The following is a 26641-nucleotide window of genomic DNA, read 5'->3' as shown; positions in this document are numbered from 1 at the left end:
CGGGTGACCGATCCGCCGAGGGCGAAACCGGTGGCTCAGGGCAACCGGACACCGAGCGCGGTCTGCACGAGCGCCGCGTGCAGCCGGACCGTAAGCCCCGCCAGCTCCTTCGTACGGGCCTCGGCGTGCGCCCGGGTCTGGGGGTTGCGGTGCCGCTTGAGCGGGGCGACCACCTGGTCCACCAGGCCCGCCTCACGGTCCGCCGCGGCCTTCATCACCCGCAGATGCCGGGGCTCGATCCCGAACCGCCCCAGCTCGGCGACGAGCGAGGCCACCGTGGCGGCCTCCGCGTCGTAGACACCGTTCTCCAGCGGCACGAGCAGCCCGTAGGACTCCCACTCCGCGAGCGCCGCCTCGTCGATCCCGGCGGCCGCGAGCAGCTCGGCCCGCCCGATCCGGGCCGCCGTGGGCCCCTCGGAGGGCTCCGCCAGAGCCTCTCCGTCCCGCTGCCGGCCCACGGTCGGCAAGGGCACGGCCTCGCCCCGCTCCATGGCGTCCAGATGCTCCCGGATCACCTTGAGCGGCAGATAGTGGTCCCGCTGCATCCTCAGTACGTGGCCGAGTCGCTCGACGTCCTGCGGGCTGAACTTGCGATATCCCGAGGGGGTCCGCTGCGGCTCGATCAGCCCCTCCGCCTCCAGGAAACGGATCTTGGAGATGGTGACCTCGGGAAACTCGTGCCGCAGCGCGTTCAGCACGGTGCCGATGCTCATCGGACCGGCGTCCGTGGCGGCGGTGCCGTGCCCGGCACCGCCCCTCGGTGTTTGAAGCATGGACCTTCCCTTGGTTCCCCCCGGATGGACTCCGGGGGAGGGTCAGTAGCCCTGCTGGCTCGCGTAGAAGACCAGCCGGTACTTACCGATCTGCACCTCGTCACCGTTCGACAGCGGGACCTCGTCGATCCGCTCCCGGTTGACGTAGGTGCCGTTCAGACTGCCGACGTCCGCGACCTTGAACGTGCCGTCCGGATTGCGACGGAACTCCACATGGCGGCGCGAGACCGTCACGTCGTCCAGGAAGATGTCGCTCTGCGGGTGACGCCCGGCCGTGGTCAGGTCACTGTCCAGCAGGAAGCGGCTGCCCGAGTTGGGACCACGACGGACGACCAGCAGCGCGGAGCCCAACGGCAGCGCGTCGACCGCCGCCTGCGCCTCCGGGGAGAGCGCCGGGAGCTGGGTCTGGCCGGTGGCCTCGGAGTCGTAGGCCTCGAGACCGGAGATGGAGATGGTGGACGTCGTCTCCGACGCACGCTCCGGCGTGAGACCGGGACGCAGCGGCGCGCCGCAGTTGGAGCAGAAGCGGCTGTTCTCCGCGTTGCGGTTACCGCACCTCGTACACACCAGGGCCGACATGGGAGAAAACCCTCCACCCGTACTTGAGGTTGACGGTTGGCCGAAACCTATTCCGCCGGACTGTGCCGGGTCAACAGACGCCGCGCCCTGACCTCCGGAAATGTCACCACCCGGGCCAGGCACCTGGTCCCGGAACAGCGGCCGCTGGCCCTCCGCGTCGGGCTGTGCGCGATGACGGGCGGTCGCGTTGTCGCTGCCCTCTCGCGCGCTCTTGCCGAACAACTTCGCAAACAACTTCACGGGCGATTCCCCTTGACCGAAACAGACCCGCCCGTGGGGCAGGACGAACCCTGACTGAATACACCGGTCGACCCGGACACCTTCACAACGTCCGTATCCACCAGACAGTTTCCACCACGCACCACCCGATCGGTGCGTCGACCCCCCGCAACCTCATGCCCCTGCCCGACGGCCGCCATGCACCCCCGGTTCACTGTGAGGACGACCGAGCGTAGTCAGGCTGCTTCGCCGCTCGCAAGGCGTCCACGACGATCTTGTCCGAGCGCTCCACGGTCACGGTGGCCTGCTCCTTCTCCAGAGTCTGCACCACGCCTCCAGGGATGTTCAGCGCCGGCTCGAGGTCCTGCGGGTTGCCGATGACCTTGAAACGAAACGGCGCGTTGATCTTGTTCCCGTCGACGCTCACACTGTCACCGGAATCCGTCAGATACGTGCCGGCGACCACCCGCACGTCGTTGACCTGGATCGCCTCGGCGCCTGCCGCGCGCAGCTCCTGGATCGCGTCGAGCAGCATGTCGGCCTCGACCGTCCCCTTCGTGTCCTCGATCGTCATCGTGATGCCCGGCCCCTGCGCGGCCACCGTGCCCGCCAGGATGCCGAGTTGCTTCTCCTTCTCGACCGTCTGCTTCCGGGCCTCCTCGGCCTGGTCGGAGCTGTTCTCCAGCTCCTCCCGCTGCTTCTCGAGTCCCTGCTTCTCGTCCTCAAGACGCTGACTGCGGTCATCCAGTTCATCGAGGATGCGCACAAGATCTTCCTGGCGCGCGCCACGCAGGGCGTTTCCGCTGTCGCTGTTGGAGGCGACCTGGACGGCCAGGCCGAAGCCGAGCCCGAACAGCAGCAGGGCGACGATGAGTTGGGCCCGCGTGACACGCGGAGGCCACAGCCCCTGCGCCAGCCGCTGCCGGCCGGTCAGCGCGGGCTCAGCGGCCTCCTGGGGCTCCTCGGCCACGGCAGGGAGCGCCGGGACCTCCTCGGGCAGCTCCTTGCGCAGTCGGTTCTCGGCCACCTCGTCCTTGTTGGTCATCGGCGTCACGCCCGGAAGACGTGCCGACGGATCGCCGCGGCGTTGGAGAAGATCCGGATACCGAGCACGACCACGACACCGGTGGACAGCTGGGCACCCACACCCAACTTGTCCCCCAGGAACACGATCAGCGCGGCCACGACCACGTTCGACAGGAACGACACCACGAAGACCTTGTCGTCGAAGATCCCGTCGAGCATGGCCCGCAGACCGCCGAAGACGGCGTCCAGCGCCGCCACGACGGCGATCGGCAGATAAGGCTCGACAACCGCCGGAACCTCGGGCCGGACCAACAGGCCGGCCACGACTCCCACGACGAGGCCCAGTACGGCGATCACGATGTGCCCTTCTCAGTTCTCGGCTGTGCTGTACGTACGATCACACTCGGTGCGGCGGGCAGCCGGACGTCGTCCTGCACGGAAATGGCCGTCCTGATGCCGTAGTTCTCCTGCAGCACGTTCAGATAGACGCCGTCCGCGCTGTTCTGGAACCTGGTGCTGAGCTTTTTCCCGTCCCCCACCGCGAGCACCGTGTACGGCGGCACCAGCGGCTTGTTGTCGACCAGTATCGCGTCACCCGCGGCCCTGATCGCCGACAGCGCCGTCAGCCGCTGCCCGTTGATCGAGACGGCCTCGGCACCCGACGCCCAGAGTCCGTTGACCACCTTCTGCATGTCCCGGTCACGGACCCGCCCGGTGTCCGAGAAGCCGGAGGTCTCCCGCGGGTCGCCGTCACCCCCGGTGGTGGCTTCCTTGGCGTCGTTCACCACCAGCTTGATGCCGGGTCCGTGCACCTCCACGGCGCCCGACAGGATGCCGACCAGGTCCGTCTGCCCGCTGCCGCCGCTGTGCCTGAGCGCCTCGCGCTGCCGGGCGCTCACGTCGTCGCGCAGCCGGTCGACGGTGCGCTCCAGTTCGTCGGCCGCCTTGGTCTCGCTGTCGACGCGGTCGATCAGCTCTTCGCGCTCCTTGGCGACGACCGGGGCCGAGATCCGTGCCTGGGCCGCCCCGACGGTCACCACCAGGGCCGCGAGCACCAGACCGCCCGCGAGACCCAGCTTCGCCCGCAGCGTCTTCGGCAGACCGCCGGCGCCCTCGGCCTTCTTCCGGGCGGCGGCCTCGGCGTACCCGTCGTCGAGGCTGTGGTCCATGACGTTGGTGAGCAGCGACATGGAGGCGTCCGGGCGCGACACGCGCGCGGGTGTGCTCCGAACGGGGGGCTGCTGCGGCATGCCGCACATCGTCGCATGTCGCGGCCACTACCTCCGAATGGCCCCACCGCCGAACCGGACAGGCCCCCTTGAGGACACCTGTCCGGCACGCGCGTGTGCGGCCCGGATCAGCGGCCGGCGCTGTCCACGACCGACGACCACTCGTCGAGCAGGGCCTGCGCGGAGGCGTCGTCGGGCCCCTCCGCCCACAGATGGGTGACGGCCTCGGCCGGATCGGGCAGGACCATCACCCAGCGCCCGTCCGTCTCCACCACCCGCACACCGTCCGTGGTGTCCACGAAGCGGTCTCCGGCCGCCTCGACGACCCGCCGCATCACCAGACCCTTGACGGCCCACGGGGTCGCCAGATCCCGCTTCAGGACGTGCGCCCGCGGAATCCGCGCGTCGATCTGGCTGAGCGTGAGCTGCGTCCGCGCCACCAGCCCGATCAGCCGCACGAAGGCGGCCGTACCGTCGAAGACACTGCTGAACTCGGGGACGATGAAGCCGCCCTTGCCGTCCCCTCCGAAGATGGTCGACTCGTCCCCTCCGACCCGCGTCAGGTCGTCGGGCGAGGTCGTCGTCCACTCGACCTGCGTCCCGTGATAGGCCGCGACCTGCTCGGCGATCCTCGTCGTGGTCACCGGCAGCGCCACCCGCCCGCTGCGCCGCTCCGCGGCCACCAGGTCGAGCAGCACCAGCAGAGCCCGGTCGTCCTCGATGATCCGGCCCTTCTCGTCGACGAGCGACAGCCGCTCACCCACGGGGTCGAACCGGACCCCGAACGCCGCCCGCGAGGAGGCCACGATCTCCCCGAGCCGTACGAGCCCCGAGCGCCGTTGATCACCCGTCTCGGTCGGTCTGGACTCGTTCAGACCGGGATTGATGGTCAGCGAGTCCACGCCCAGCTTCCCGAGCAGACTCGGCAGCACCAGCCCCGCGCTGCCGTTCGACGCGTCGACCACGACCTTCAGCCCGGACTCCGAGATCCCGGTCGTGTCCACGTTCCGCAGCAGGGAGCCGGTGTACGAGTCGAACACACTGGCAGGAAAGTGCAGGTCCCCGATCTCCCCCGGGAACGCCCGCCGGTACTCCTGCCGCGCGAACACCCGGTCGAGCTTCCGCTGACTGCCCTGCGACAGATCGGCACCCTGCCCGTCGAAGAACATGATGTCCACGGAGTCCGGCACTCCTGGCGAGGTCCGGATCATGATCCCGCCGGCCGACCCCCGCGCCGTCTGCTGTCGCGCCACGGGCAGCGGTACGTTCTCCAGATCCCGTACGTCGATGGCGCTGGCCTGCAACGCGGAGATCACCGCCCGCTTCAGTGCCCGGGCGCCACGGGAGTGGTCGCGGGCCGTCGTGACGGTGGACCCCTTCTTCAGCGTCGTCGCGTAGGCACCGGCCAGACGCACCGCCAACTCTGGCGTGATCTCGACGTTGAGAATCCCGGAGACCCCGCGCGCGCCGAAGAGGTGCGCCTGGCCCCGGGACTCCCAGATCACCGAGGTGTTGACGAACGCGCCGGCCTCGATGGTCTTGAACGGATACACCCGCACATTGCCCTGCACGATCGATTCTTCACCGATCAGGCATTCGTCGCCGATGACGGCGCCGTCCTCGATCCGCGCTGCCCGCATGATGTCGGTGTTCTTTCCGACGACGCAGCCGCGCAGATTGCTGTGCTGTCCGACGTACACGTTGTCGTGCACGACGGCCTTGTGCAGGAAGGCTCCGCTCTTGACGACCACATTGGAGCCGACGACGGTGTGCTCACGGATTTCCGCACCGGCCTCGACCTTCGCGTAGTCGCCGATGTACAGCGGCCCGCGCAGGACGGCGTCGGGGTGCACCTCGGCGCCTTCCGCCACCCACACTCCGGGGGAGAGCTCGAAGCCGTCGATCTCCACGTCGACCTTGCCCTCGAGCACGTCGGCCTGGGCCTTCACATAGCTCTCGTGCGTGCCGACGTCCTCCCAGTAGCCCTCGGCGACAAAGCCGTAGATCGGCTTGCCCTCCTTCATGAGCTGCGGGAAGACGTCGCCGGACCAGTCGACGGGCACATCGGCCTCGACGTATTCGAAGACCTCGGGCTCCATCACGTAGATGCCCGTGTTCACGGTGTCCGAGAAGACCTGGCCCCAGGTCGGCTTCTCGAGGAAACGCTCGACCTTGCCCTCTTCGTCGACGATGGTGATGCCGAATTCCAGCGGATTGGGCACACGCGTCAGACAGACGGTGACCAGTGCGCCCTTTTCCTTGTGGAAGTTGATCAGCTCGGTGAGGTCGAAGTCGGTGAGGGCATCGCCGGAGATGACGAGGAAGGCGTCGTCCTTCAACGCCTCCTCTGCGTTCTTGACGCTTCCGGCGGTTCCGAGTGGCTTCTCCTCATTGGCATAGCTGAGCTCCATACCGAGCTCTTCTCCGTCACCGAAGTAGTTCTTGACCAATGAGGCCAGGAACTGCACGGTGACGACGGTCTCGTTGAGCCCATGCCTTTTGAGCAGCCTCAGTACGTGCTCCATGATCGGCCGGTTGGCCACCGGCAGGAGCGGCTTGGGCATGCTCGAGGTCATCGGGCGAAGGCGTGTGCCTTCGCCTCCGGCCATCACGACGGCCTTCATGTCGGAAGCGTCCTCCTAAAAGAGACGACGGTCTAGCCGACTTCACCCATCCAGATTGTCCCGCACTTTTTCGCAGCGGGCCATCGAGCCACCACTGCGACCGCCCATCTGTGGGGCTCAGCCGGCCATGGCGTCCGCACGAACGAGGCGGCGGACCTGTACCACGTAGAGGACTCCTGCCCACCAGTAGAGCGTTGTACCCCACCCTGCGAACGCCCATCCGAAAATAGCAGCGAGTGACGCCAGCCATCCACTTCCGTCACTGAGCAGGAGCAGCGGGAAGGCGTACATCAGGTTGAACGTGGCCGCCTTCCCGAGGTAGTTCACCTGGGGCGGTGGGTAACCGTGTCGCCTGAGGATGCCCACCATCACCAGCAGAACCAGTTCCCTCGCAAGAAGTGCAGCCGTCAACCAGAGCGGGAGAATCTCCCGCCAGGTCAGGCCGACGAGCGTCGACAGGATGTAGAGCCGGTCCGCGGCGGGGTCGAGCAGCCGGCCGAGGCTGCTGATCTGGTTCCAGCGCCGTGCGAGCTTCCCGTCCAGGTAGTCGCTGACGCCGCTCAGAGCGAGCACCAGGAGCGCCCACCCGTCGCTCTGCGGGCCCCCGAACTCGGGCCTGAGGATCAGCCACAGAAACACGGGCACGCCGACGAGACGCGCCATGCTGAGGATGTTCGGGATGGTGAGGACCCGGTCCGTCTGAACACGGGTCTCCTGGACCTCCACCCGGGGGCCTCCAGTGAAAACGAGCCAACGATGCCCCCTGACCCTACCTCAACGCAAAAAAGCTCTGGCTCTTGGGCTGTGTGTGCCCAAGAGCCAGAGCTCTAAAAGGAGTTCGGCGGTGTCCTACTCTCCCACAGGGTCCCCCCTGCAGTACCATCGGCGCTGTAAGGCTTAGCTTCCGGGTTCGGAATGTAACCGGGCGTTTCCCTCACGCTATGACCACCGAAACACTATGAAACTGTCAGCCGCACCGTATGTGGCCATACGGGGCCGTTCGTGGTTTCAGAACCAACACAGTGGACGCGAGCAACTGAGGACAAGCCCTCGGCCTATTAGTACCGGTCACCTCCACACATTACTGTGCTTCCAGATCCGGCCTATCAACCCAGTCGTCTACTGGGAGCCTTACCCCATCAAGTGGGTGGGAGTCCTCATCTCGAAGCAGGCTTCCCGCTTAGATGCTTTCAGCGGTTATCCCTCCCGAACGTAGCCAACCAGCCATGCCCTTGGCAGAACAACTGGCACACCAGAGGTTCGTCCGTCCCGGTCCTCTCGTACTAGGGACAGCCCTTCTCAAGACTCCTACGCGCACAGCGGATAGGGACCGAACTGTCTCACGACGTTCTAAACCCAGCTCGCGTACCGCTTTAATGGGCGAACAGCCCAACCCTTGGGACCGACTCCAGCCCCAGGATGCGACGAGCCGACATCGAGGTGCCAAACCATCCCGTCGATATGGACTCTTGGGGAAGATCAGCCTGTTATCCCCGGGGTACCTTTTATCCGTTGAGCGACGGCGCTTCCACAAGCCACCGCCGGATCACTAGTCCCGACTTTCGTCCCTGCTCGACCCGTCGGTCTCACAGTCAAGCTCCCTTGTGCACTTACACTCAACACCTGATTGCCAACCAGGCTGAGGGAACCTTTGGGCGCCTCCGTTACCCTTTAGGAGGCAACCGCCCCAGTTAAACTACCCATCAGACACTGTCCCTGATCCGGATCACGGACCCAGGTTAGACATCCAGCACGACCAGAGTGGTATTTCAACGACGACTCCACCTGAACTGGCGTCCAAGCTTCACAGTCTCCCACCTATCCTACACAAGCCGAACCGAACACCAATATCAAACTGTAGTAAAGGTCCCGGGGTCTTTCCGTCCTGCTGCGCGAAACGAGCATCTTTACTCGTAGTGCAATTTCACCGGGCCTATGGTTGAGACAGTCGAGAAGTCGTTACGCCATTCGTGCAGGTCGGAACTTACCCGACAAGGAATTTCGCTACCTTAGGATGGTTATAGTTACCACCGCCGTTTACTGGCGCTTAAGTTCTCAGCTTCGCCGAGACGAATCTCGACTAACCGGTCCCCTTAACGTTCCAGCACCGGGCAGGCGTCAGTCCGTATACATCGCCTTACGGCTTCGCACGGACCTGTGTTTTTAGTAAACAGTCGCTTCTCGCTGGTCTCTGCGGCCACCCCCAGCTCACCGTGTAAAACGGATCACCAGGTGTGGCCCCCTTCTCCCGAAGTTACGGGGGCATTTTGCCGAGTTCCTTAACCATAGTTCACCCGAACGCCTCGGTATTCTCTACCTGACCACCTGAGTCGGTTTAGGGTACGGGCCGCCATGAAACTCGCTAGAGGCTTTTCTCGACAGCATAGGATCATCCACTTCACCACAATCGGCTCGGCATCAGGTCTCAGCCTTGTGTGCGACGGATTTACCTACCGCACGGCCTACACCCTTACCCCGGGACAACCACCGCCCGGGCTGGACTACCTTCCTGCGTCACCCCATCACTCACCTACTACAAGTCTGGTCCGTCGGCTCCACCACTCCCCTTTGCCCGAAGGCTCCGGGGCGGCTTCACGGACTTAGCATCGCCTGGTTCGATGTTTGACGCTTCACAGCGGGTACCGGAATATCAACCGGTTATCCATCGACTACGCCTGTCGGCCTCGCCTTAGGTCCCGACTTACCCTGGGCAGATCAGCTTGACCCAGGAACCCTTAGTCAATCGGCGCACACGTTTCTCACGTGTGAATCGCTACTCATGCCTGCATTCTCACTCGTCAACCGTCCACAACTACCTTCCGGTGCTGCTTCACCCGGCAGACGACGCTCCCCTACCCATCACAGCACCCGTTGGGGCTATAAGCTGCAATGACACGACTTCGGCGGTACGCTTGAGCCCCGCTACATTGTCGGCGCGGAATCACTAGACCAGTGAGCTATTACGCACTCTTTCAAGGGTGGCTGCTTCTAAGCCAACCTCCTGGTTGTCTCTGCGACTCCACATCCTTTCCCACTTAGCGTACGCTTAGGGGCCTTAGTCGATGCTCTGGGCTGTTTCCCTCTCGACCATGGAGCTTATCCCCCACAGTCTCACTGCCGTGCTCTCACTTACCGGCATTCGGAGTTTGGCTAAGGTCAGTAACCCGGTAGGGCCCATCGCCTATCCAGTGCTCTACCTCCGGCAAGAAACACACGACGCTGCACCTAAATGCATTTCGGGGAGAACCAGCTATCACGGAGTTTGATTGGCCTTTCACCCCTAACCACAGGTCATCCCCCAGGTTTTCAACCCTGGTGGGTTCGGTCCTCCACGAAGTCTTACCTCCGCTTCAACCTGCCCATGGCTAGATCACTCCGCTTCGGGTCTTGAGCGTGCTACTGAAACGCCCTATTCGGACTCGCTTTCGCTACGGCTACCCCACCCGGGTTAACCTCGCAACACACCGCAAACTCGCAGGCTCATTCTTCAAAAGGCACGCAGTCACGAGGTAGGAACAAGTTCCTACCCGACGCTCCCACGGCTTGTAGGCACACGGTTTCAGGTACTATTTCACTCCCCTCCCGGGGTACTTTTCACCATTCCCTCACGGTACTATCCGCTATCGGTCACCAGGGAATATTTAGGCTTAGCGGGTGGTCCCGCCAGATTCACACGGGATTTCTCGGGCCCCGTGCTACTTGGGTGTCTCTCAAACGAGCCGCTGACGTTTCGGCTACGGGGGTCTTACCCTCTACGCCGGACCTTTCGCATGTCCTTCGCCTACATCAACGGTTTCTGACTCGTCCTGTCGCCGGCAGACGACAGAAGAGAGATCCCACAACCCCGTATGCGCAACCCCTGCCGGGTCTCACACGCATACGGTTTGGCCTCATCCGGTTTCGCTCGCCACTACTCCCGGAATCACGGTTGTTTTCTCTTCCTGAGGGTACTGAGATGTTTCACTTCCCCTCGTTCCCTCCACACTGCCTATGTGTTCAGCAGCGGGTGACAGCCCATGACGACTGCCGGGTTTCCCCATTCGGAAACCCCCGGATCAAAGTCTGGTTGACGACTCCCCGGGGACTATCGTGGCCTCCCACGTCCTTCATCGGTTCCTGGTGCCAAGGCATCCACCGTGCGCCCTTAAAAACTTGGCCACAGATGCTCGCGTCCACTGTGCAGTTCTCAAACAACGACCAGCCACCCATCACCCCCAACCCAAAGGCCGGAGTTCACTGGGGCCGGCATCCGAGGGTTCATTCCCTCAGACACCCAACAGCGTGCCCGACCCGATCCCGTCCGGAGATCATGCTTTCCACGCTCCTAAGAGCAGTACTGACAGCCTCCGACCCGTGAACCCGGCCGAATAATCAACGTTCCACCCATGAGCAACCAGCATCAGACGTTCGCTGACGTACTGGCCTCTGGACCGCCTAGGCGGCCTAGAAGTGCTCCTTAGAAAGGAGGTGATCCAGCCGCACCTTCCGGTACGGCTACCTTGTTACGACTTCGTCCCAATCGCCAGTCCCACCTTCGACAGCTCCCTCCCACAAGGGGTTGGGCCACCGGCTTCGGGTGTTACCGACTTTCGTGACGTGACGGGCGGTGTGTACAAGGCCCGGGAACGTATTCACCGCAGCAATGCTGATCTGCGATTACTAGCAACTCCGACTTCATGGGGTCGAGTTGCAGACCCCAATCCGAACTGAGACAGGCTTTTTGAGATTCGCTCCACCTCACGGTTTCGCAGCTCTTTGTACCTGCCATTGTAGCACGTGTGCAGCCCAAGACATAAGGGGCATGATGACTTGACGTCGTCCCCACCTTCCTCCGAGTTGACCCCGGCGGTCTCCTGTGAGTCCCCATCACCCCGAAGGGCATGCTGGCAACACAGGACAAGGGTTGCGCTCGTTGCGGGACTTAACCCAACATCTCACGACACGAGCTGACGACAGCCATGCACCACCTGTACACCGACCACAAGGGGGCGACCATCTCTGGCCGTTTCCGGTGTATGTCAAGCCTTGGTAAGGTTCTTCGCGTTGCGTCGAATTAAGCCACATGCTCCGCTGCTTGTGCGGGCCCCCGTCAATTCCTTTGAGTTTTAGCCTTGCGGCCGTACTCCCCAGGCGGGGAACTTAATGCGTTAGCTGCGGCACCGACGACGTGGAATGTCGCCAACACCTAGTTCCCACCGTTTACGGCGTGGACTACCAGGGTATCTAATCCTGTTCGCTCCCCACGCTTTCGCTCCTCAGCGTCAGTAATGGCCCAGAGATCCGCCTTCGCCACCGGTGTTCCTCCTGATATCTGCGCATTTCACCGCTACACCAGGAATTCCGATCTCCCCTACCACACTCTAGCTAGCCCGTATCGAATGCAGACCCGGGGTTAAGCCCCGGGCTTTCACACCCGACGTGACAAGCCGCCTACGAGCTCTTTACGCCCAATAATTCCGGACAACGCTTGCGCCCTACGTATTACCGCGGCTGCTGGCACGTAGTTAGCCGGCGCTTCTTCTGCAGGTACCGTCACTTTCGCTTCTTCCCTGCTGAAAGAGGTTTACAACCCGAAGGCCGTCATCCCTCACGCGGCGTCGCTGCATCAGGCTTTCGCCCATTGTGCAATATTCCCCACTGCTGCCTCCCGTAGGAGTCTGGGCCGTGTCTCAGTCCCAGTGTGGCCGGTCGCCCTCTCAGGCCGGCTACCCGTCGTCGCCTTGGTGAGCCGTTACCTCACCAACAAGCTGATAGGCCGCGGGCTCATCCTTCACCGCCGGAGCTTTCGACCCTCACAGATGCCTGCGAGAGTGATATCCGGTATTAGACCCCGTTTCCAGGGCTTGTCCCAGAGTGAAGGGCAGATTGCCCACGTGTTACTCACCCGTTCGCCACTAATCCACCCCGAAGGGCTTCATCGTTCGACTTGCATGTGTTAAGCACGCCGCCAGCGTTCGTCCTGAGCCAGGATCAAACTCTCCGTGAATGTTTTCCCGTAATCGGGATGAACACCACGAGAGCGGAACCAGGAGGAGGAATAGTCCTCCCGGCTCACAGCGTCCTCGCTGTGTTTTTTCAAAGGAACCTCATCCTCGGCTATCACTGCCGGGGACGGGGTATCAACTAATCTGGCGTTGATTTTTGGCACGCTGTTGAGTTCTCAAGGAACGAAAGCTTCCTTTGTAGTCACCCGAGTCTCTCGGGCTTTCCTCCGGGCTTCCCTTCGGTGTTTCCGACTCTATCAGGGTTTTTCCGGCCTCCTGACCACCATCCTGCAGGCATGCAGAAGATGATCCAGAGTGAGGATCTGACTGAGTTGGATGCTGCTCGATAAGCGCGCTTGATCGCGTCGCTCACCCTCAAGCAGGAGTACGACTGTACACGGGGCCGCGGAGCCCGTGCAAATCCACTAGGCTGGTGGTCTAGACCACGGTAGACCGCGGATGGGACTCTCGTGCGGAACCGGTACGTCACGTGACATACCCTGCTGCACAGTGCGCCGTCCCGGACAACCAGTAACGGCCCATGTACATCTCCACCCTGGGAGGCTTCCCATGACCACCGTGACGTCCCCTCTTGCAGGACGCGCCATCGGCCTGGCCGCAGTGCCCGATCCGGTCTTCTCCGGGGCCATGGTCGGCCCGGGTACGGCGATCGACCCGGTGCGCGAACCCTCCGAGGCGGTGGCGCCCGTGGACGGAGTCGTCGTCTCCCTCCACCCCCACGCGTTCGTGGTCGTCGACTCCGAGGGGCACGGCGTGCTCACCCACCTCGGTATCGACACCGTGCAGCTCAACGGCGAGGGCTTCGAGCTGCTCGTGAACAAGGGCGACACCGTGACCCGGGGGCAGAGCATCGTGCGCTGGAACCCGGCGGCGGTCGAAGAGAACGGCAAGTCTCCGGTGTGCCCCGTCGTGGCGCTCGAGGCCACGGCCGACGCCCTCGGCGAGCTGCGGGAAGACGGCAACGTGAAGGCTGGCGACCTCCTCTTTTCCTGGCAGTGATGCCGGCGCCGTCGTCCTGAACCGCACGACGGCTCGTAGGACAACCAACGCGGCGGCGGGACCCGCCGCCCTATCGGAGACGGGTGAGATGGAGACAACGCTGCGAGGCGTCGGCGTGAGTCACGGTGTGGCGATCGGCGAGGTTCGGCACATGGGAACGGCGGTGCTCGAACCGCCTGCCAAGCAGATACCGGCGGAGGAGGCGGAGCGCGAGCAGGGGCGCGCCCGCCAGGCCGTGGAGGCTGTCGCGGCCGACCTGATGGCGCGGGGCAATCTGGCCGGTGGCGAGGCCCAGGCGGTGCTCGAGGCACAGGCCATGATGGCCCAGGACCCCGAGCTGATGGTGGACGTGGATCGGCGCATCGCCGTCGGCAGCACGGCGGAACGGGCCGTGTACGACGCGTTCGCCGCCTACCGCGAGCTGCTGGCGGGGGCCGGTGAGTACCTCGCGGGTCGCGTGGCGGACCTCGACGACGTGCGGAATCGTATCGTCGCCCGGCTGCTGGGCGTCCCGATGCCGGGTGTCCCGGACAGCGACGAGCCGTACGTGCTGGTCGCCCGGGATCTGGCGCCGGCCGATACGGCGCTGCTCGACCCGACCCTGGTGCTCGGCTTCGTGACCGAGGAGGGCGGGCCGACCAGTCACAGCGCGATTCTGGCCCGCGCGCTCGGTGTGCCGGCCGTGGTGGCACTGCCGGGCGCCGGTGAGCTGGCCGAGGGCACGATGATCGCGGTCGACGGCAGCAGCGGCGAGATCTTCGTGAATCCCAGCGACGAGAAGAAGGCGCAGCTTCAGGCCGCGGCGGCGGAGCGCAGGGCCGCGCTGGCCGCGTCGACCGGTCCGGGTGCGACCGCCGACGGTCACAACGTGCCGCTGCTGGCCAATGTCGGCGGGCCGGCGGACGTCCCGGCCGCCGTCGAGGCGGGGGCCGAGGGTGTCGGTCTGTTCCGTACCGAGTTCCTCTTCCTCGACGACAGCAAGAGCGCGCCGTCCGAGGAGAAGCAGGTCGAGGCGTATCGGCAGGTGCTCGAGGCCTTCCCCGAGGGGCGGGTCGTGGTGCGCGTGCTGGACGCGGGCGCGGACAAGCCGCTCGACTTCCTGACGCCCGCCGACGAGCCGAACCCGGCGCTGGGCGTGCGTGGTCTGCGCACCCTGCTGGATCACCCGGATGTTCTGCGGACCCAGCTCACGGCGCTGGCGAAGGCGGCCGAGGGGCTGCCGGTCCACCTCGAGGTGATGGCCCCGATGGTGGCGGACCGCGCTGACGCGAAGGCGTTCGCGGACGCGTGCCGTGCGGCGGGGCTGCGGGCGAAGTTCGGTGCGATGGTGGAGATCCCGTCCGCCGCGCTGCGGGCGCGCTCGATTCTGCAGGAGGTCGAGTTCCTGTCGCTGGGGACGAACGACCTGGCGCAGTACACCTTCGCCGCGGACCGGCAGGTGGGTGCGGTGTCCCGGCTGCAGGATCCGTGGCAGCCCGCGCTGCTCGACCTGGTCGCGCTGTCGGCCGAGGCGGCCAGGGCCGAGGGCAAGAGCTGCGGTGTCTGCGGGGAGGCGGCGTCCGACCCGCTGCTCGCATGTGTGCTGACCGGTCTGGGTGTCACCTCTCTTTCCATGGGGGCGGCGTCCATTCCTTATGTGCGGGCCACGCTGGCGAAGTACACGCTGGCGCAGTGCGAGCGTGCCGCGGCGGCGGCCCGTGCGACGGACAGTGCCGAGGAGGCGCGCGCCGCGGCGCAGGCCGTGCTGTCCGGCGAGTAGGCGGTCGGGCCGGTCTCCGGTCGGTTGGTGAGCAGGGGCGCTCCGCCTTCAGGTGGAGCGCCCCTTTCTTTTCAGTGGTGGTGGCCCGGCAGCGGGTCCCCTCCTTCGGGTCCTTCCAGGTCCGGTGGGACGCAGTAGTCGACCCCGGACTCGGGGGCGATGAGGTCGCCGGATTCCGCGTCGGTGCAGTAGGCGTCGAAGACCTCGCCGGCGGTCAGGGCCTCGAGGCCGTCGCCGCGCATGCGCCAGCCGTAGACACGGTCGGGGGCGCCGGGGGCGATCGTGCGCATGACGAGGCCGCCGGGACCTCGGGTGGCCAGGCCGAGGGCGAGGACGGTGGTGAACTCCAGGGCTTCGGCCTCGTCGACCTGGGTGGCGCTGTCGGTCTTGTCGTCCGCGTGGAGGACGGCGACGAGTGTCTCGGGTGTTGCCGTGACGCTGCAGACGAGGTGGCGGTCGCCGGGCGGGGCGGTGTCGAGGACGCGGACGATCAGGTCGGAGGCGCGTTGGAAGGCTGCTCGGCCGATGTCCTCGCCGCAGGTCGCGCAGGCCCCCAGGCGGGAGAGCAGGGTGGCCGCGTACTCCCGGGTGGCCTGGCGTACGGCTTCGTCGACGAGGGCGGGGAGCAGGTCGGCGAGTGGCTGGCCGTCGTAGGGGATGGTGGGGCCGGTGGTGGCGAGCTGGGCCGTGAAGCGGCTGCGGCTGGCGGGGAGGTCGGGGTCGAGGTCGCCGGCGGTGCAGTAGTCGGCGTACTCCTGCGGGTCGAAGAGGGCGAGGGTCGTGTGGGTGCCCTGCAGGGCGCGGACCTTCAGGAGGTCCTCGACCTGGCGCAGATAGGTGGTGTGGTCCTCGAAGGTGAAGGTGCGGTAGCGCTGCATGGACCGGAAGTCGTGTTCGTCCGTGAGCAGGCCGATGGTGCCGGCGATTTCTCGGCGCAGCACGCGGCGCATGAGCTGGCGGTCGGTGAGTGCCATGGTTTCCCCCTGTGTGCACGGTCGATCAATGCTCACTCACAGTAACCGACGGCACTGACAATGCCCCTCGCGTGAGTCGTTCGCGGACCAGTCGGTGCTGGATTCCGCAGGTCAGGGCGATGGTGGTGCCGAAAGTGAGCCAGCCAAGGGGGCCGGTGGCGATGGCGGTGGTGACGGCGAGTGGTCCGATGCTGCGCTGCGCGGACTGGGCGAGTCCATGGACGCCGAGGTAGGAGCCCTGGGCGGTTTCCGGGGCGAGGGCGACGGAGAGTTCCCAGGAGATCGTGGCGTGGAGCATCTCGGCGAGCGTGAAGAGGGCGGCCGCGGCGGTGAGGAACAGGGTGGTGGTGGCCGTTCCGCCGGTCGCCGAGACGGCCATGGCGAGGCCGGCGAGCGCGAAGGCCGCCGAGAGCGGGACGAGGAGGGCGCGGGCTGCGGTCGTGGTGGCGCCGAAGCGGGCCAGAGGGACCTGAAGGGCCACGACCATCACGTTGTTCAGGACCATCAGCAGGGGTGCGAGGCCGTGCGGTGCGGTGCCGGTGTGGGCGATCCACAGGGGCAGGCCGACTTTGAAGACGGCGTCGTCGAGGAAGAGGACGGTGTCGGTGGCGACGTAGGCGAGATAGGTGCGGTCGCGCCAGGGGCTGGTCGGCGCGGCGGTGGGCCTGGGGTCCTTGGAGGTGGTGACCGTGCGGGTGCCTGAGCGGGGTTCGGCGCAGCGGACGGTGAGGAGGGCGCAGGCGAGGAAGGAGAGGGCGTCGCCCGCGAGGAGCCAGCGGTAGACGGCGGTGCTGCCGAGGGCCAGGGCGGCTGCGGCGGCCAGGCCTCCGAGGGCCCAGCCGGCGTTGGCCACGGTGCGCTGGAGTGCCTGGTAGCGGACGCGGTCGGGGCCGGCGACGCGGGTGGCGTAGAGCTTGGTGAGGACGTTGGCGGCGCGGTCGCCGAGGCTGCCGAGGGAGCAGTAGGCGACCAGGAGTGCGTAGTGGTCGGTGGTCAGCAGGGCGAAGGAGGCGAGGGCGCGCAGCAGTTGGACGGTGATGAGGACGCGGGTCACCGGGAAGCGGTCCGCGAGTCGGCCGCCGAGGGGGGCTCCGGCGATTCCGGCGGCTCCGGCTGCGGCGACGAGGGTGCCGACCTGGGCGACGGAGAGCCCCGAGACGTAGGTGAAGTACAGGACGCTGACGGAGGCCCACAGGCCGCTGCCGACGCGGTCGACGAGGGCGATGGTCAGCATTCTGCGTCCGTCGCGTCCTCCGGGTGTGGTGCGGGTCCAGGCGACTGCGCGGCGGATCGGTTGCACGGGCTCCCCCTTGCCTCGAACTATGTATTGATACATACTTGGCAATGTGGCAACACAATATGGGATCAGTGGTACGACGGCCAAGGGGATTGCCGGCTCCGTCGAACGGGGTGTGGCCGAGGGGGCGTTGGGCCCGGGTGCCGCGCTCCCTCCGGTGCGGCGGCTCGCGGACGAGCTCGGGGTGAGCCCGGGCACGGTCGCGACGGCGTACAAGGAGCTGCGGCGGCGAGGCATCGTCGTCACGCGCGGGCGGGGCGGCACGGTGGTGGCGCCCGTTCCGTCCGTCGCCTCACGCAGGCCGCCGAGGGTGCCGGAAGGGCTGCGCGACCTGGCCGGAGGGCATCCGGATCCGGAACTGCTGCCGGCTCTGGTACCGCCCACGCGCCTGTCCCCCGGCGCCCGTTCGCACCGGGCGACGCCCCGGCTGGAGCGGCTGGAGGAGGCCGTACGGGACTGGCTGCGTCCGGACGGCGTGCCGGTGGAGCAGGTGACGTTCGCGCACGGTGCGCTGGATCTGGTCGGCCGGCTGCTGTCCGTGGAGCTTCGGCCGGGGGACGCCGTGGCCATGGAGGATCCCGGGTATCACCATCTGCTTGATCTGGTCACCGCTCTGGGGCTGCGCATCGTCCCGGTGGCCGTCGACGAGCGGGGCATGCGTCCCGAGGCGCTCCGCGCCGCCGTGCGGGCGGGGGTACGCGCGCTGGTGTGCAGTCCGCGGGCGCAGAACCCGTACGGGGGCTGTTTCTCCGAGGCGCGCCGGGACGAACTCGTCGAGGTCCTGCGGGACGAGCCGGATCTGCTGGTCGTCGAGAACGACCATGCGTCGGCGGTGGCGGACGCTCCCCTGTGGACGCTGACCTCGGGCGGGCTGGCGCGCTGGGTGCATGTACGGACGGTGAGCAAGTTCCTCGGGACCGACCTGCGGTGGGCGGCCGCGGCCTGCGATCCGATCACGATGGCCCGGCACGACGGGCGGCTGCTGCTGACGTCCGGGTGGGTCAGTCATCTGCTGCAGGAGACGGTGTACGGGCTGCTGACGGATGACGGCACGCGCGCGTTGGTGGGCCGCGCGCGGGAAACGTACACACGGCGCAGGGGCGCGCTGCTCCGGGAACTGACGGCCCGTGGCATCCGGGCGCGGGGCGCGAGCGGGATGAACGTGTGGGTGCCGGTGCGCGACGAGTCGGCCGTGGTGAACGGGCTGCGGTCGCGGGGCTGGTGGGTCGCGGCGGGAGCCCGGTTCCGGCTGGCCTCGGAGCCGGGTGTACGGATCTCCGTGGCCGAACTCGAACCGGCCGACGCGTTGCGGCTGGCCTCGGACTTCGCCGTGGTCCTGGGCGAGTCCGAGGCCACCTACGGCGGCTGAGCGGCGCCGGGCGGGCCGGTGCCGCTCGGCGGTCGCGTCAGGCCTTCTTGCGCGCGAGTTCCTCGTAGAAGTGCAGCAGTTCCAGGTTGTCGATGGAGCCCGGGTTGACGGCCTTCTCCAGCGGGGTGCCCTGGAGGAGGCGTTTGACGGGGACCTCGATGCGCTTGCCGGTGAGGGTGTGCGGGACGCCGGGAACCTCGATGACCTCGTCGGGAACGTGACGGGGGGAGAGCTGTTCGCGGATGGCCTGCTTGATCCGGCCGAGCAGGGCGTCGTCGAGGGCGGCTCCGGGGGCGAGATGCACGAAGAGGGGCATCCAGTACCCGCCGTCGGGCTGTTCGATGCCGATGACCAGGGACTCCTTGATCTCGGGCAGCCGCTCCACGACCTCGTAGATGTCGGCGGAGCCCATGCGGACGCCCTGGCGGTTGAGCGTGGAGTCGGAGCGGCCGTGGATCACGACGGAACCGCGCGAGGTGACGGTGATCCAGTCGCCGTGGCGCCATACGCCGGGGTAGGTGTCGAAGTAGCTGTCGTGGTAGCGGCTGCCGTCGGGGTCGTTCCAGAAGTGGACCGGCATGGACGGCATGGGGTTGGTGACCACGAGCTCGCCGACCTCGTCGACGAGGGGCCGGCCGTCCGGGTCCCACGACTGCAGGTCGGTGCCGAGGCCGGGTGCCTGGAGCTCACCGGTGTAGACGGGAAGGGTCGGTACGGCCCCGGCGAAGCAGGAGCACACGTCCGTGCCGCCGCTGACCGAGGCGATCCACAGGTCGTCACGGACCTCCTGGTGCAGCCAGCGGAACCCGTCGGGCGGGAGCGGTGAGCCGGTGGTGGCCACGCACTGCACCCGCGAGAGGTCGAAGTCACGGGACGGGTGCACCTCCGCCTTGCGGCAGGCCATGACGTACGCCGCCGATGTGCCGTACAGGGTGGCGCCCGTGCGTTCGGCGACGCGCCACTGGGCGCCGGTGTCGGGATAGCCGGGGCTGCCGTCGTAGAGGACGATCGTGGTCCCCGTGAGGAGGCCGGAGACGAGGAAGTTCCACATCATCCAGCCGGTCGAGGTGTACCAGAAGAAACGATCCTCGGGCCCGAGGTCGCAGTGCAGGCCGAGCTGCTTGAGGTGTTCGACCAGGATGCCGCCCTGGGACTGGACGATGGCCTTGGGCAGCCCGGTCGTCCCGGAGGAGTAGAGCACCCACAGGGGGTGCGCGAAGGGGACCTGCTCGAAGACGGGCTCTTCGTCCCCGGCCGTGAGCGCCGACCAGTCGAGGGCTCCCTCGGGGGCCTCGGTGCCGAGGAGCGGGATGTGGACGACGGCACGCAGGGTGGGCAGCTCGCGGCGCAGTTCGGCGACGACGTCGCGGCGGTCGTGTTCCTTGCCGCCGTAGCGGTAGCCGTCGACGGTGAACAGGACCACGGGCTCGACCTGCTGGAAGCGGTCGAGGACGCTGCGAGCGCCGAAGTCGGGGGCGCAGGAGGTCCAGACGCCGCCCACGGCGGCGGTCGCGAGGAGCGCGACCACCGCCTGCGGAACGTTCGGGAGGTAACCGCTGACGCGGTCCCCCGGGCGCACGCCCAGGGCGCGGAGTCGGGCGGCCAGGCAGCCCACCTGTCGGCGCAGCTCCGCCCAGCTGACCGGGCTCGGTTCATGGGTCTCGTCGACATACAGCAGGGCCGGCTCGTCCGGACGGGTGGCGGCCGCCCGCAGGGCGTGCTCGGCGTAGTTCAGCGTCGCCCCGGGGAACCACTCGGCGCCCGGCATCGAGCGATCGCCCAGCACGCGCGCGTAGGGCGTGGAGAAGCGGACGTCGAACCATTCCGTGACGGCTTTCCAGAACGTCTCCAGCTCGTCGACGGACCACCGGTGCAGGGCTGGATACCCGCCCTCGGCGGGAGCTCCGTGGTGCTCGGCCGCCCAGGACTGGAACCTGGTGACCTGGGCTTTCGCGGTGCGCTGCGGATCGGGCCGCCAGAGCGGCTCGGGGTTCACGGTCGACATGGGGGCGGCTCCCGGACTGTGGCGCGTCGTGTGCGTCGTCCGCGCACGTGCGGGGTTGTGCGCGTGACGCGGCTGACAGGGACGATGCCATGTGATCGACTTCTGCACCAGGGTGTGCCCCACACAGTCCGTGTCGTGAACATGTGGTCCCGACATGGGTGAACGGCAGTTGAACGACACGCGCGTGTGGAGCGGTCAGTGGCAGGGTGAACAGCATGGACGGTCGTGACCTGGTGCGTTCGATGAAGACGGTCGGTTCTGCGGGGGCGGCCCAGGGGTTGCGCACTGTACGGGCCGCCTGGCGCAGAAGGCGTGCCGATGCCGCCGGGTTGCCGGCGCGGGGTGCCGAGCGTGCCCGGGTGCCGGGGCCGGTGCGGGACGTGGAGCCGGCGCCCGGTGGGGGCACGATCCGGTTCGGCCGCTCGGAGCTGCGGATCCTCGTGGCGGTGAACGGAGCGGTCTTCTGGGGCTGGGACGGCGCGGGCCCCGAGCCGTCGTACGCGCTGGCCGGGCGGTGCCCGGAGGCCGATCCCCGGGCGGTGCTGGAGCCGGACAAGGACGGCGGCTGGCGGGTGGTGGCCGAGCGGGTGACGGTGGTGGTCTCGCGGCACGGCGCGGTGGAGGTGTGTACGCCGGGCGGGGTGACGTTGCGCCGTGATCTGCCGCCGCGCTGGTGGGAGCCGCGGGAGGGGGGTCCGGGGCGCTGGATGCAGCGGTCGGAGGTGGCGGCGGACGCGCGTTTCTTCGGGCTCGGCGGACGGGCGTCGGGACCGCGGCTGCGCGGGGGGACGTACCGGCTGTGGAACACCGATCCCGGCCGTGCCTTCGGCCGCGAGGACGATCCGCTCTATCTGACGATGCCGGTCCAGCTCGTGGTGGCCGACGCGGCCACGCATCTGGTGTTCCACGACACGTCGTGGGACGGCACGGTGACGCTGCGGGAGGGCGAGGAGGGGGCGGGGTCGGGACACGACCGGCCCGGGTCGTGCGAGCTCCGGATGGACGGCGGCCCGTTGCGCTGCTGGGTCGTGGTGGGCACCCCCGCGCGCGTGCTGCTCGCCTGGGCCTCGCTCACGGGGGCTCCGGCGCTGCCGCCCGCGTGGGCGCTCGGGCACCATCACGCGCGGTGGGGCTTCGGCAGCGAGCAGGAGGTGCGCCGGATCGTCGCCGGCTATCACGAGCGCGATCTGCCCCTTGACGCCGTCCATCTGGACATCGACCACTACGACGACCATCAGGTGTTCACCGTCGACCAGGACCGTTTCCCCAAGCTGCCGGTGCTGGCCGAGGAGCTGCGGCGGGACGGCGTCCGCCTGGTGTCGATCGTCGACCCGGCGGTCAAGGCCGAACCGGGCAACGCCGTCTACGACAGCGGGCTGGCCGAGGACGCGTTCGTCAGGGACGCCTCGGGGCGGGTCGTCGAGGGCGTGGTGTGGCCGGGTGAGGCGGTGTTCCCCGATTTCACGCACGCGCGGGTGCGGCGCTGGTGGGGGGAGCTGTACGCGGAGCGGATAGGTCAGGGGTTCGCCGGCTTCTGGCACGACATGAACGAGCCGACGTCGTTCACGGCCTTCGGCGAGCCGACGCTGCCCCGGTCGGCCCGCCACGCCCTCGACGGGCGGGACGGCGATCACCGGGAGGCGCACAACGTCTATGCGCTGTGCATGGCCAGGGCGGCCTACGAAGGGCTGCGGGAGCTGCTGCCCGAGGAGCGGCCGTTCCTGTTCTCCCGGTCCGGCTGGGCGGGGCTGCAGCGCTACGGCGGGACGTGGTCGGGGGACGTCGCCACGGGCTGGGCGGGGCTGCGGGCGTCGCTGTCGCTGGTGATGGGGCTCGGTCTGTGCGGGGTGCCGTACTCGGGGCCGGACGTGGGCGGCTTCGACGGGAGTCCGTCGCCCGAGCTGTATCTGCGGTGGTTCCAGCTCGGGGCGTATCTGCCGCTGTTCCGTACGCACGCGAGCATGCGGGCGGGGCGCCGCGAGCCGTGGGAGTTCGGTCCGGAGGTGTTGGAGCACGCGCGCGTGGCGCTCGTCGAACGCCGACGGCTGTTGCCGTACTTCGTGACGCTGGCGCATCTGGCCCGGCGTACCGGGGCTCCCTATGTGCGCCCGGTGTGGTGGGGCGCGCCCGAGGACCGGGCGTTGCGGGACTGCGAGGACGCCTTCCTTCTGGGTGACTGCCTGCTGGTGGCGCCGGTGCTCGATCCGGGCGCCGAGCGGCGTGCCGTACAGCTCCCGAGGGGGCTCTGGTACGACACGGCGACGGGCCGCAGGCACCGGGGGCCGGGGCAGGTGCTGGTGGACGCCCCTCTGTCGCGCATTCCGGTGTTCGCGCGCGCGGGTGCCGTCATACCGGTGCGCGGGGACGACGGCGGGCTGGAGCTGGAGGTGTGGACGCCGGCCCGGGGACGGACCGGGGGCGGTCTGGTGGTGCGGGACCCGGGCGACGGCTGGGACGAGCCCGAGGTCGAGCGGTACGTCGCCCGCTGGGAGGGCCGGCAGGTCGTCGTCGAGCGGGAGGGAGAGGACGGGCTGCAGGAGCCGTCCCACCCCGTGCGCGTGCGCGGGCTCGCCTAGGTCGTGTCCGGTGGTCCCGGCCGGGCGGGGGTCAGATGTAGCGGCCCTCGAAGAACGCCCGCACGGCGTGGGTGTGCAGCGGGAACGCGAGTTCCTGCGGCCCGCGCAGCACGTGCCAGCCCTCCGTCTCGTCGGTGCGCGCGGACTCCGGGAGGCGGTCGGCGGGGCGCTCCGGGAGGAGGCCGAACAGCAGCAGGTGGCCGTCGGGCGAGCTCATGGCGTCGGCGAGGCGTACGTCGCGGCCCGCGGCCTCGATGCCCGTCTCCTCCCTGAGTTCGCGGACGACGGCCTGCCGCCAGTCCTCGCGGTCGTCGATGAAGCCGCCGGGCAGGGCGACTCCCCCGCGCGCGGGAGCGACGGTTCGGGTGATGACGACCAGGCCGGTGCCCTGCGCGTCGTACACCGGCTGGAGTGCGACGGCCACCGGCAGCGGGTTGCGGTAGGCGACGGTGGCGCAGGCCGGGCAGGTGCGGGGCCAGCCGGTGACGCCCTCCCCGTAGGGCGCTCCACAGCTCGAACAGTGGGAGTCGCGCGCGGAGTTCGACTTGGAGTGCAGAGATTCGGACACGCGGCGGAGCGTATCCGATCTTGGGGAGGGCGTCGTGCGCGACCGGCTCAGGACGCGGTGGTCAGGGACGCGGCGGAGACGGGGAAGTCGAAGTAGGTGTCCGGGTAGGGCTCGGGTTTGAAGGTGTAGTGCCACCATTCCTCGGCGAGGTTCACGAAGCCGAGTTCCTCCAGGGTGTTCTTCAGGAGCAGCCGGTTGGCGAGCTGCGGGCCCTGGATGCGCGGGTCCAGGGTGTGGGCGAGCGTGTCGAAGCAGTCGTAGCCGGTCCCCATGTCGACGGAGTTGTCCGGGAAACGCTCGTCCTGGGCCGCGTAACAGGGCACGAGGGTCTCGCCGGGGACGTACGGCCTGGTCGGGTGGGCGGGGAGCTTCACCAGGGTGAGGTCCATGGTGGAGCCGCGGCTGTGGCCGGACTTGGCCGCGATGTAGCCGTCGTCGAACAGGCGGGTCTTGTCGACGTCCGGGTAGAACTCGTCCTTCATGGCCTGGTCGTCCAGGTCTTCGGCCCAGCGGACGAAGTGGTCGACGGCGCGCTGGGGCCGGTAGCAGTCGTACACCTTGAGCGAGTAGCCCTGGCGGAGCAGCCGGCTCTGTGCGCGGTGCAGGGCTTCGGCCGCCGGGCGGGTGAGGATGCAGATCGGCTGCCGGTAGCCGTCGACGGGTGCTCCCACGAAGTTGTGCGGAGTGAAGTAGCGGATGTCCTGAAGGATCGTCGGGTCCACGGTGGAGAGGGCCACGAAGTCCGCGGGGGCTCGGCCGTCGGTGGACGCGCGCGCGGTGGCGGACGCCGCGGTCACGGTGAGTAAGGCCACGAGGACGGCGACGAGGCCGCGGACCGCACTGAAGGGGCGTGTCATGCCCACACCCTGCCCAAGGCTAGGCACCCGTGCCAAAATTCTGATTGTCCGTCAGATTGCCTGCGGAGGAGGACCGTTGTCACGTACACGCACACCTGTGGTCGCCGGCTGGTTCACGGGGGACGGTGACGACTTCCGGCTGCTCGGGACATGCTGCTCGGTCTGCCGCTCGGTCTTCTTCCCTCGCGAGGACACGCACTGCCGCAACCCGGGCTGCCTCGGCGGGGACCTGGAGGAGGTCCCGCTGTCGCGGCGTGGACGCGTCTGGTCGTACACGGACAGCCGCTACCGCCCTCCGTCACCCTATGTGACCGATCCGGAACTTCCGTGGGTGCCGTACGCGTTGATCGCTGTGGAGCTGGAGTCCGAGCGGATCGTGGTGCTGGGACAGGCGGTTCCCGGGGTCACCGTCGCCGATCTGGCGGTGGGCATGGAGGTGGAGGTCGTCGCGGGCGTGCTCGGCGAGGACGCGGAGACGACGTGGACGACCTGGCAGTGGCGGCCGACGGGGGTGGCGGGATGACGACAGAGGTGGCGGTGCTCGGCGCGGGAATGCATCCGTGGGGCAAGTGGGGACGCGGCTTCGTGGAGTACGGCGTGGCGGCCGCGCGGGCGGCTCTGGCCGACGCCGGTCTGCAGTGGCGGGACGTGGGCTCGGTCGTCGGCGCGGACACGGTGCGTGGCGGCTACCCGGGCTATGTGGCCGGGGCGACGTTCGCGAAGGCCCTGGGCTGGCAGGGTGCCCGGGTGACGAGCGTGTACGCGGCGTGCGCGTCGGGGGCGCAGGCGATCGACGCGGCGCGGGCGCGGATCCTCGCCGGTCTGACGGACGTGGCGCTCGTGGTGGGGGCGGACGCGGCGCCCAAGGGCTTCTTCCGGCCCGCGGGCGGGGACCGGCCGGACGACCCGGACTGGCTGCGGTTCCGGGTCCTCGGCGCCACCAATCCGACGTACTTCGGGCTGTACGCGCGCAGACGCATGGCGGTGCACGGGGACACCCTGGACGACTTCGCCCGGGTCAAGGTGAAGAACGCCGCCATGGGGGCGCTGAACCCGAACGCGCGCTACCGCAGGCGGGTCACGGCAGAGGAGGTCGCCGCCTCCGCGGTGGTCGCGGATCCGCTGCGGCTGCTGGACATCTGCGCGACCTCGGACGGCGGGGCCGCCCTGGTGCTGTCGAGCATGGAGTTCGCCCGTCGGCACGGCGCGGCGGAGCCGGTGCGGATCCGGGCCGTGTCCACCGTGACGCCCCGTTATCCCAGCACGGTCCTGGATCTGCCGGACATCGCCACCGACTCGGCGGTCGCGGTGGACCCGCCCGGTGAGCCGTTCCGTGCGTCGATCGCCCGCGCGGCCTACGAGGAGGCCGGCGTCGGCCCCGAGGATCTGTCGCTGGCCGAGGTCTACGACCTGTCCACCGCGCTGGAGCTCCAGTGGTACGAGGACCTCGGCCTGTGCGGCGACGGGGAGGGCGCCAAGCTGTTGCGGGACGGCGCGACCGCGCCGGGCGGTCGTACGCCGGTCAACACGAGCGGAGGGCTGGCCTCGTTCGGGGAGGCGGTGCCGGCGCAGGCGATCGCCCAGGTGTGCGAGCTGACATGGCAGTTGCGGGGGCAGGCGGGAGAGCGTCAGATCCCGCACGCACGCGTGGGCATCACGGCGAACCAGGGGCTGTTCGGGCACGGGTCGGCGGTGATCGCGGTGCGGTGAGGAGCGGCCGGGCACGGGCGGTCGAGGCGCGCTCCCGGGGGTCGTCCGGCACCGTCCGTGAGGGGCCGGAAT

18 protein-coding genes and 3 rRNA genes are annotated in these 26641 nt (G+C 68.0%); 6 read left to right on the top strand and 15 right to left on the bottom strand.

Features of this window, described 5'->3' with window-relative positions:
• Positions 1-35: 35 nt before the first annotated feature.
• The 10 genes from ftsR to OG852_RS39915 all read right to left on the bottom strand — a co-directional run bounded on the left by ftsR (position 36) and on the right by OG852_RS39915 (position 12436).
• Positions 36-773, bottom strand: coding sequence for a transcriptional regulator FtsR (ftsR, locus tag OG852_RS39960; RefSeq protein WP_133917914.1), 738 nt, complete (start codon positions 771-773; stop codon positions 36-38).
• Between the two features lie 42 nt (positions 774-815).
• Positions 816-1700 carry an FHA domain-containing protein gene (locus OG852_RS39955; protein ID WP_133917913.1) on the bottom strand — a complete coding sequence of 295 codons (885 nt, stop codon included), beginning with the start codon at positions 1698-1700 and terminating at the stop codon, positions 816-818.
• 82 nt (positions 1701-1782) lie between these two features.
• On the bottom strand, positions 1783-2616 hold the full coding sequence (locus OG852_RS39950) for a DUF881 domain-containing protein (RefSeq protein WP_330350420.1): 834 nt from the start codon (positions 2614-2616) through the stop codon (positions 1783-1785).
• Positions 2617-2621: 5 nt separating this feature from the next.
• Positions 2622-2954 (bottom strand): small basic family protein, encoded by a 333-nt coding sequence (locus OG852_RS39945; protein ID WP_003988855.1) that lies wholly within the window; start codon positions 2952-2954, stop codon positions 2622-2624.
• Positions 2951-3856: a DUF881 domain-containing protein gene (locus tag OG852_RS39940; protein WP_133917911.1), complete on the bottom strand. Its 906-nt coding sequence runs from the start codon at positions 3854-3856 to the stop codon at positions 2951-2953. The genes OG852_RS39945 and OG852_RS39940 overlap by 4 nt, the downstream gene beginning before the upstream one ends.
• 98 nt (positions 3857-3954) lie before the next feature.
• Entirely contained in the window at positions 3955-6450 is a 2496-nt protein-coding gene (locus OG852_RS39935) for a sugar phosphate nucleotidyltransferase (RefSeq protein WP_133917910.1), read from the bottom strand.
• Positions 6451-6567: 117 nt separating this feature from the next.
• On the bottom strand, positions 6568-7176 hold the full coding sequence (locus OG852_RS39930; RefSeq protein ID WP_133917909.1) for a CDP-alcohol phosphatidyltransferase family protein: 609 nt from the start codon (positions 7174-7176) through the stop codon (positions 6568-6570).
• 110 nt (positions 7177-7286) lie between these two features.
• Positions 7287-7403 (bottom strand): 5S ribosomal RNA (gene rrf, locus OG852_RS39925).
• An 85-nt stretch (positions 7404-7488) separates the two neighbouring features.
• A 23S ribosomal RNA gene (locus tag OG852_RS39920) occupies positions 7489-10608 on the bottom strand.
• A 302-nt stretch (positions 10609-10910) separates the two neighbouring features.
• A 16S ribosomal RNA gene (locus tag OG852_RS39915) occupies positions 10911-12436 on the bottom strand.
• The 16S, 23S and 5S rRNA genes sit together here, the layout of an rRNA operon.
• 568 nt (positions 12437-13004) lie before the next feature.
• On the opposite strand from OG852_RS39915, the gene OG852_RS39910 reads away from it, so the two are divergent.
• Together OG852_RS39910 and ptsP are read left to right on the top strand one after the other, a co-directional pair.
• A complete protein-coding gene (locus tag OG852_RS39910; protein ID WP_330350419.1) occupies positions 13005-13454 on the top strand; it encodes a PTS sugar transporter subunit IIA in 450 nt (149 codons plus the stop codon).
• A gap of 88 nt (positions 13455-13542) precedes the next feature.
• Positions 13543-15213: a phosphoenolpyruvate--protein phosphotransferase gene (gene ptsP / locus OG852_RS39905; protein WP_133916281.1), complete on the top strand. Its 1671-nt coding sequence runs from the start codon at positions 13543-13545 to the stop codon at positions 15211-15213.
• A gap of 71 nt (positions 15214-15284) precedes the next feature.
• On the opposite strand, the gene OG852_RS39900 is transcribed toward ptsP, so the two are convergent.
• Both OG852_RS39900 and OG852_RS39895 read right to left on the bottom strand, forming a co-directional pair.
• Entirely contained in the window at positions 15285-16187 is a 903-nt protein-coding gene (locus OG852_RS39900; RefSeq protein ID WP_330350418.1) for a hypothetical protein, read from the bottom strand.
• A gap of 25 nt (positions 16188-16212) precedes the next feature.
• On the bottom strand, positions 16213-17421 hold the full coding sequence (locus OG852_RS39895) for an MFS transporter (RefSeq protein ID WP_330350417.1): 1209 nt from the start codon (positions 17419-17421) through the stop codon (positions 16213-16215).
• Between the two features lie 112 nt (positions 17422-17533).
• On the opposite strand from OG852_RS39895, the gene OG852_RS39890 reads away from it, so the two are divergent.
• Positions 17534-18853 carry an aminotransferase class I/II-fold pyridoxal phosphate-dependent enzyme gene (locus OG852_RS39890; protein WP_330350416.1) on the top strand — a complete coding sequence of 440 codons (1320 nt, stop codon included), beginning with the start codon at positions 17534-17536 and terminating at the stop codon, positions 18851-18853.
• A 37-nt stretch (positions 18854-18890) separates the two neighbouring features.
• On the opposite strand, the gene OG852_RS39885 is transcribed toward OG852_RS39890, so the two are convergent.
• Complete coding sequence (locus OG852_RS39885) at positions 18891-20858, bottom strand: acetoacetate--CoA ligase (RefSeq protein ID WP_330350415.1); 1968 nt, start codon at positions 20856-20858, stop codon at positions 18891-18893.
• 215 nt (positions 20859-21073) lie between these two features.
• Between OG852_RS39885 and OG852_RS39880 the strand changes: the two genes are divergently transcribed.
• Positions 21074-23434: a glycoside hydrolase family 31 protein gene (locus OG852_RS39880; protein WP_330350414.1), complete on the top strand. Its 2361-nt coding sequence runs from the start codon at positions 21074-21076 to the stop codon at positions 23432-23434.
• Positions 23435-23465: 31 nt separating this feature from the next.
• Here OG852_RS39880 and OG852_RS39875 read toward each other — a convergent pair whose 3' ends face one another.
• Positions 23466-24002, bottom strand: a complete 537-nt coding sequence (locus OG852_RS39875; RefSeq protein WP_330350413.1) for an NUDIX domain-containing protein — start codon at positions 24000-24002, stop codon at positions 23466-23468.
• Between the two features lie 47 nt (positions 24003-24049).
• Complete coding sequence (locus OG852_RS39870) at positions 24050-24859, bottom strand: M15 family metallopeptidase (RefSeq protein WP_330350412.1); 810 nt, start codon at positions 24857-24859, stop codon at positions 24050-24052.
• Positions 24860-24956: 97 nt separating this feature from the next.
• On the opposite strand from OG852_RS39870, the gene OG852_RS39865 reads away from it, so the two are divergent.
• Together OG852_RS39865 and OG852_RS39860 are read left to right on the top strand one after the other, a co-directional pair.
• The gene (locus OG852_RS39865) at positions 24957-25382 is read left to right on the top strand and encodes a Zn-ribbon domain-containing OB-fold protein (protein WP_330351577.1); all 426 of its coding nucleotides are present in this window, start codon (positions 24957-24959) and stop codon (positions 25380-25382) included.
• Positions 25379-26569, top strand: coding sequence for a lipid-transfer protein (locus OG852_RS39860; protein WP_330351576.1), 1191 nt, complete (start codon positions 25379-25381; stop codon positions 26567-26569). The genes OG852_RS39865 and OG852_RS39860 overlap by 4 nt, the downstream gene beginning before the upstream one ends.
• The last annotated feature ends 72 nt before the right edge of the window (positions 26570-26641 follow it).

This window comes from Streptomyces sp. NBC_00582 (assembly GCF_036345155.1).
In the GTDB taxonomy this organism is placed as follows: Bacteria; Actinomycetota; Actinomycetes; order Streptomycetales; family Streptomycetaceae; genus Streptomyces.
Note: the sequence above shows the minus strand (reverse complement) of the source record. Positions and strands in the feature narration are given on the sequence as shown.

Excerpts from the sequence above, each read along its gene's own strand:
- ftsR (WP_133917914.1), bottom strand. The coding sequence starts at position 773 with ATGCTTCAAACACCGAGGGGCGGTGCCGGGCACGGCACCGCCGCCACG.
- OG852_RS39950 (WP_330350420.1), bottom strand. The coding sequence starts at position 2,616 with ATGACCAACAAGGACGAGGTGGCCGAGAACCGACTGCGCAAGGAGCTG.
- OG852_RS39940 (WP_133917911.1), bottom strand. The coding sequence starts at position 3,856 with ATGTGCGGCATGCCGCAGCAGCCCCCCGTTCGGAGCACACCCGCGCGC.
- OG852_RS39935 (WP_133917910.1), bottom strand. The coding sequence starts at position 6,450 with ATGAAGGCCGTCGTGATGGCCGGAGGCGAAGGCACACGCCTTCGCCCG.
- OG852_RS39910 (WP_330350419.1), top strand. The coding sequence starts at position 13,005 with ATGACCACCGTGACGTCCCCTCTTGCAGGACGCGCCATCGGCCTGGCC.
- ptsP (WP_133916281.1), top strand. The coding sequence starts at position 13,543 with ATGGAGACAACGCTGCGAGGCGTCGGCGTGAGTCACGGTGTGGCGATC.
- OG852_RS39900 (WP_330350418.1), bottom strand. The coding sequence starts at position 16,187 with ATGGCACTCACCGACCGCCAGCTCATGCGCCGCGTGCTGCGCCGAGAA.
- OG852_RS39895 (WP_330350417.1), bottom strand. The coding sequence starts at position 17,421 with ATGCTGACCATCGCCCTCGTCGACCGCGTCGGCAGCGGCCTGTGGGCC.
- OG852_RS39885 (WP_330350415.1), bottom strand. The coding sequence starts at position 20,858 with ATGTCGACCGTGAACCCCGAGCCGCTCTGGCGGCCCGATCCGCAGCGC.
- OG852_RS39880 (WP_330350414.1), top strand. The coding sequence starts at position 21,074 with ATGGACGGTCGTGACCTGGTGCGTTCGATGAAGACGGTCGGTTCTGCG.
- OG852_RS39870 (WP_330350412.1), bottom strand. The coding sequence starts at position 24,859 with ATGACACGCCCCTTCAGTGCGGTCCGCGGCCTCGTCGCCGTCCTCGTG.
- OG852_RS39860 (WP_330351576.1), top strand. The coding sequence starts at position 25,379 with ATGACGACAGAGGTGGCGGTGCTCGGCGCGGGAATGCATCCGTGGGGC.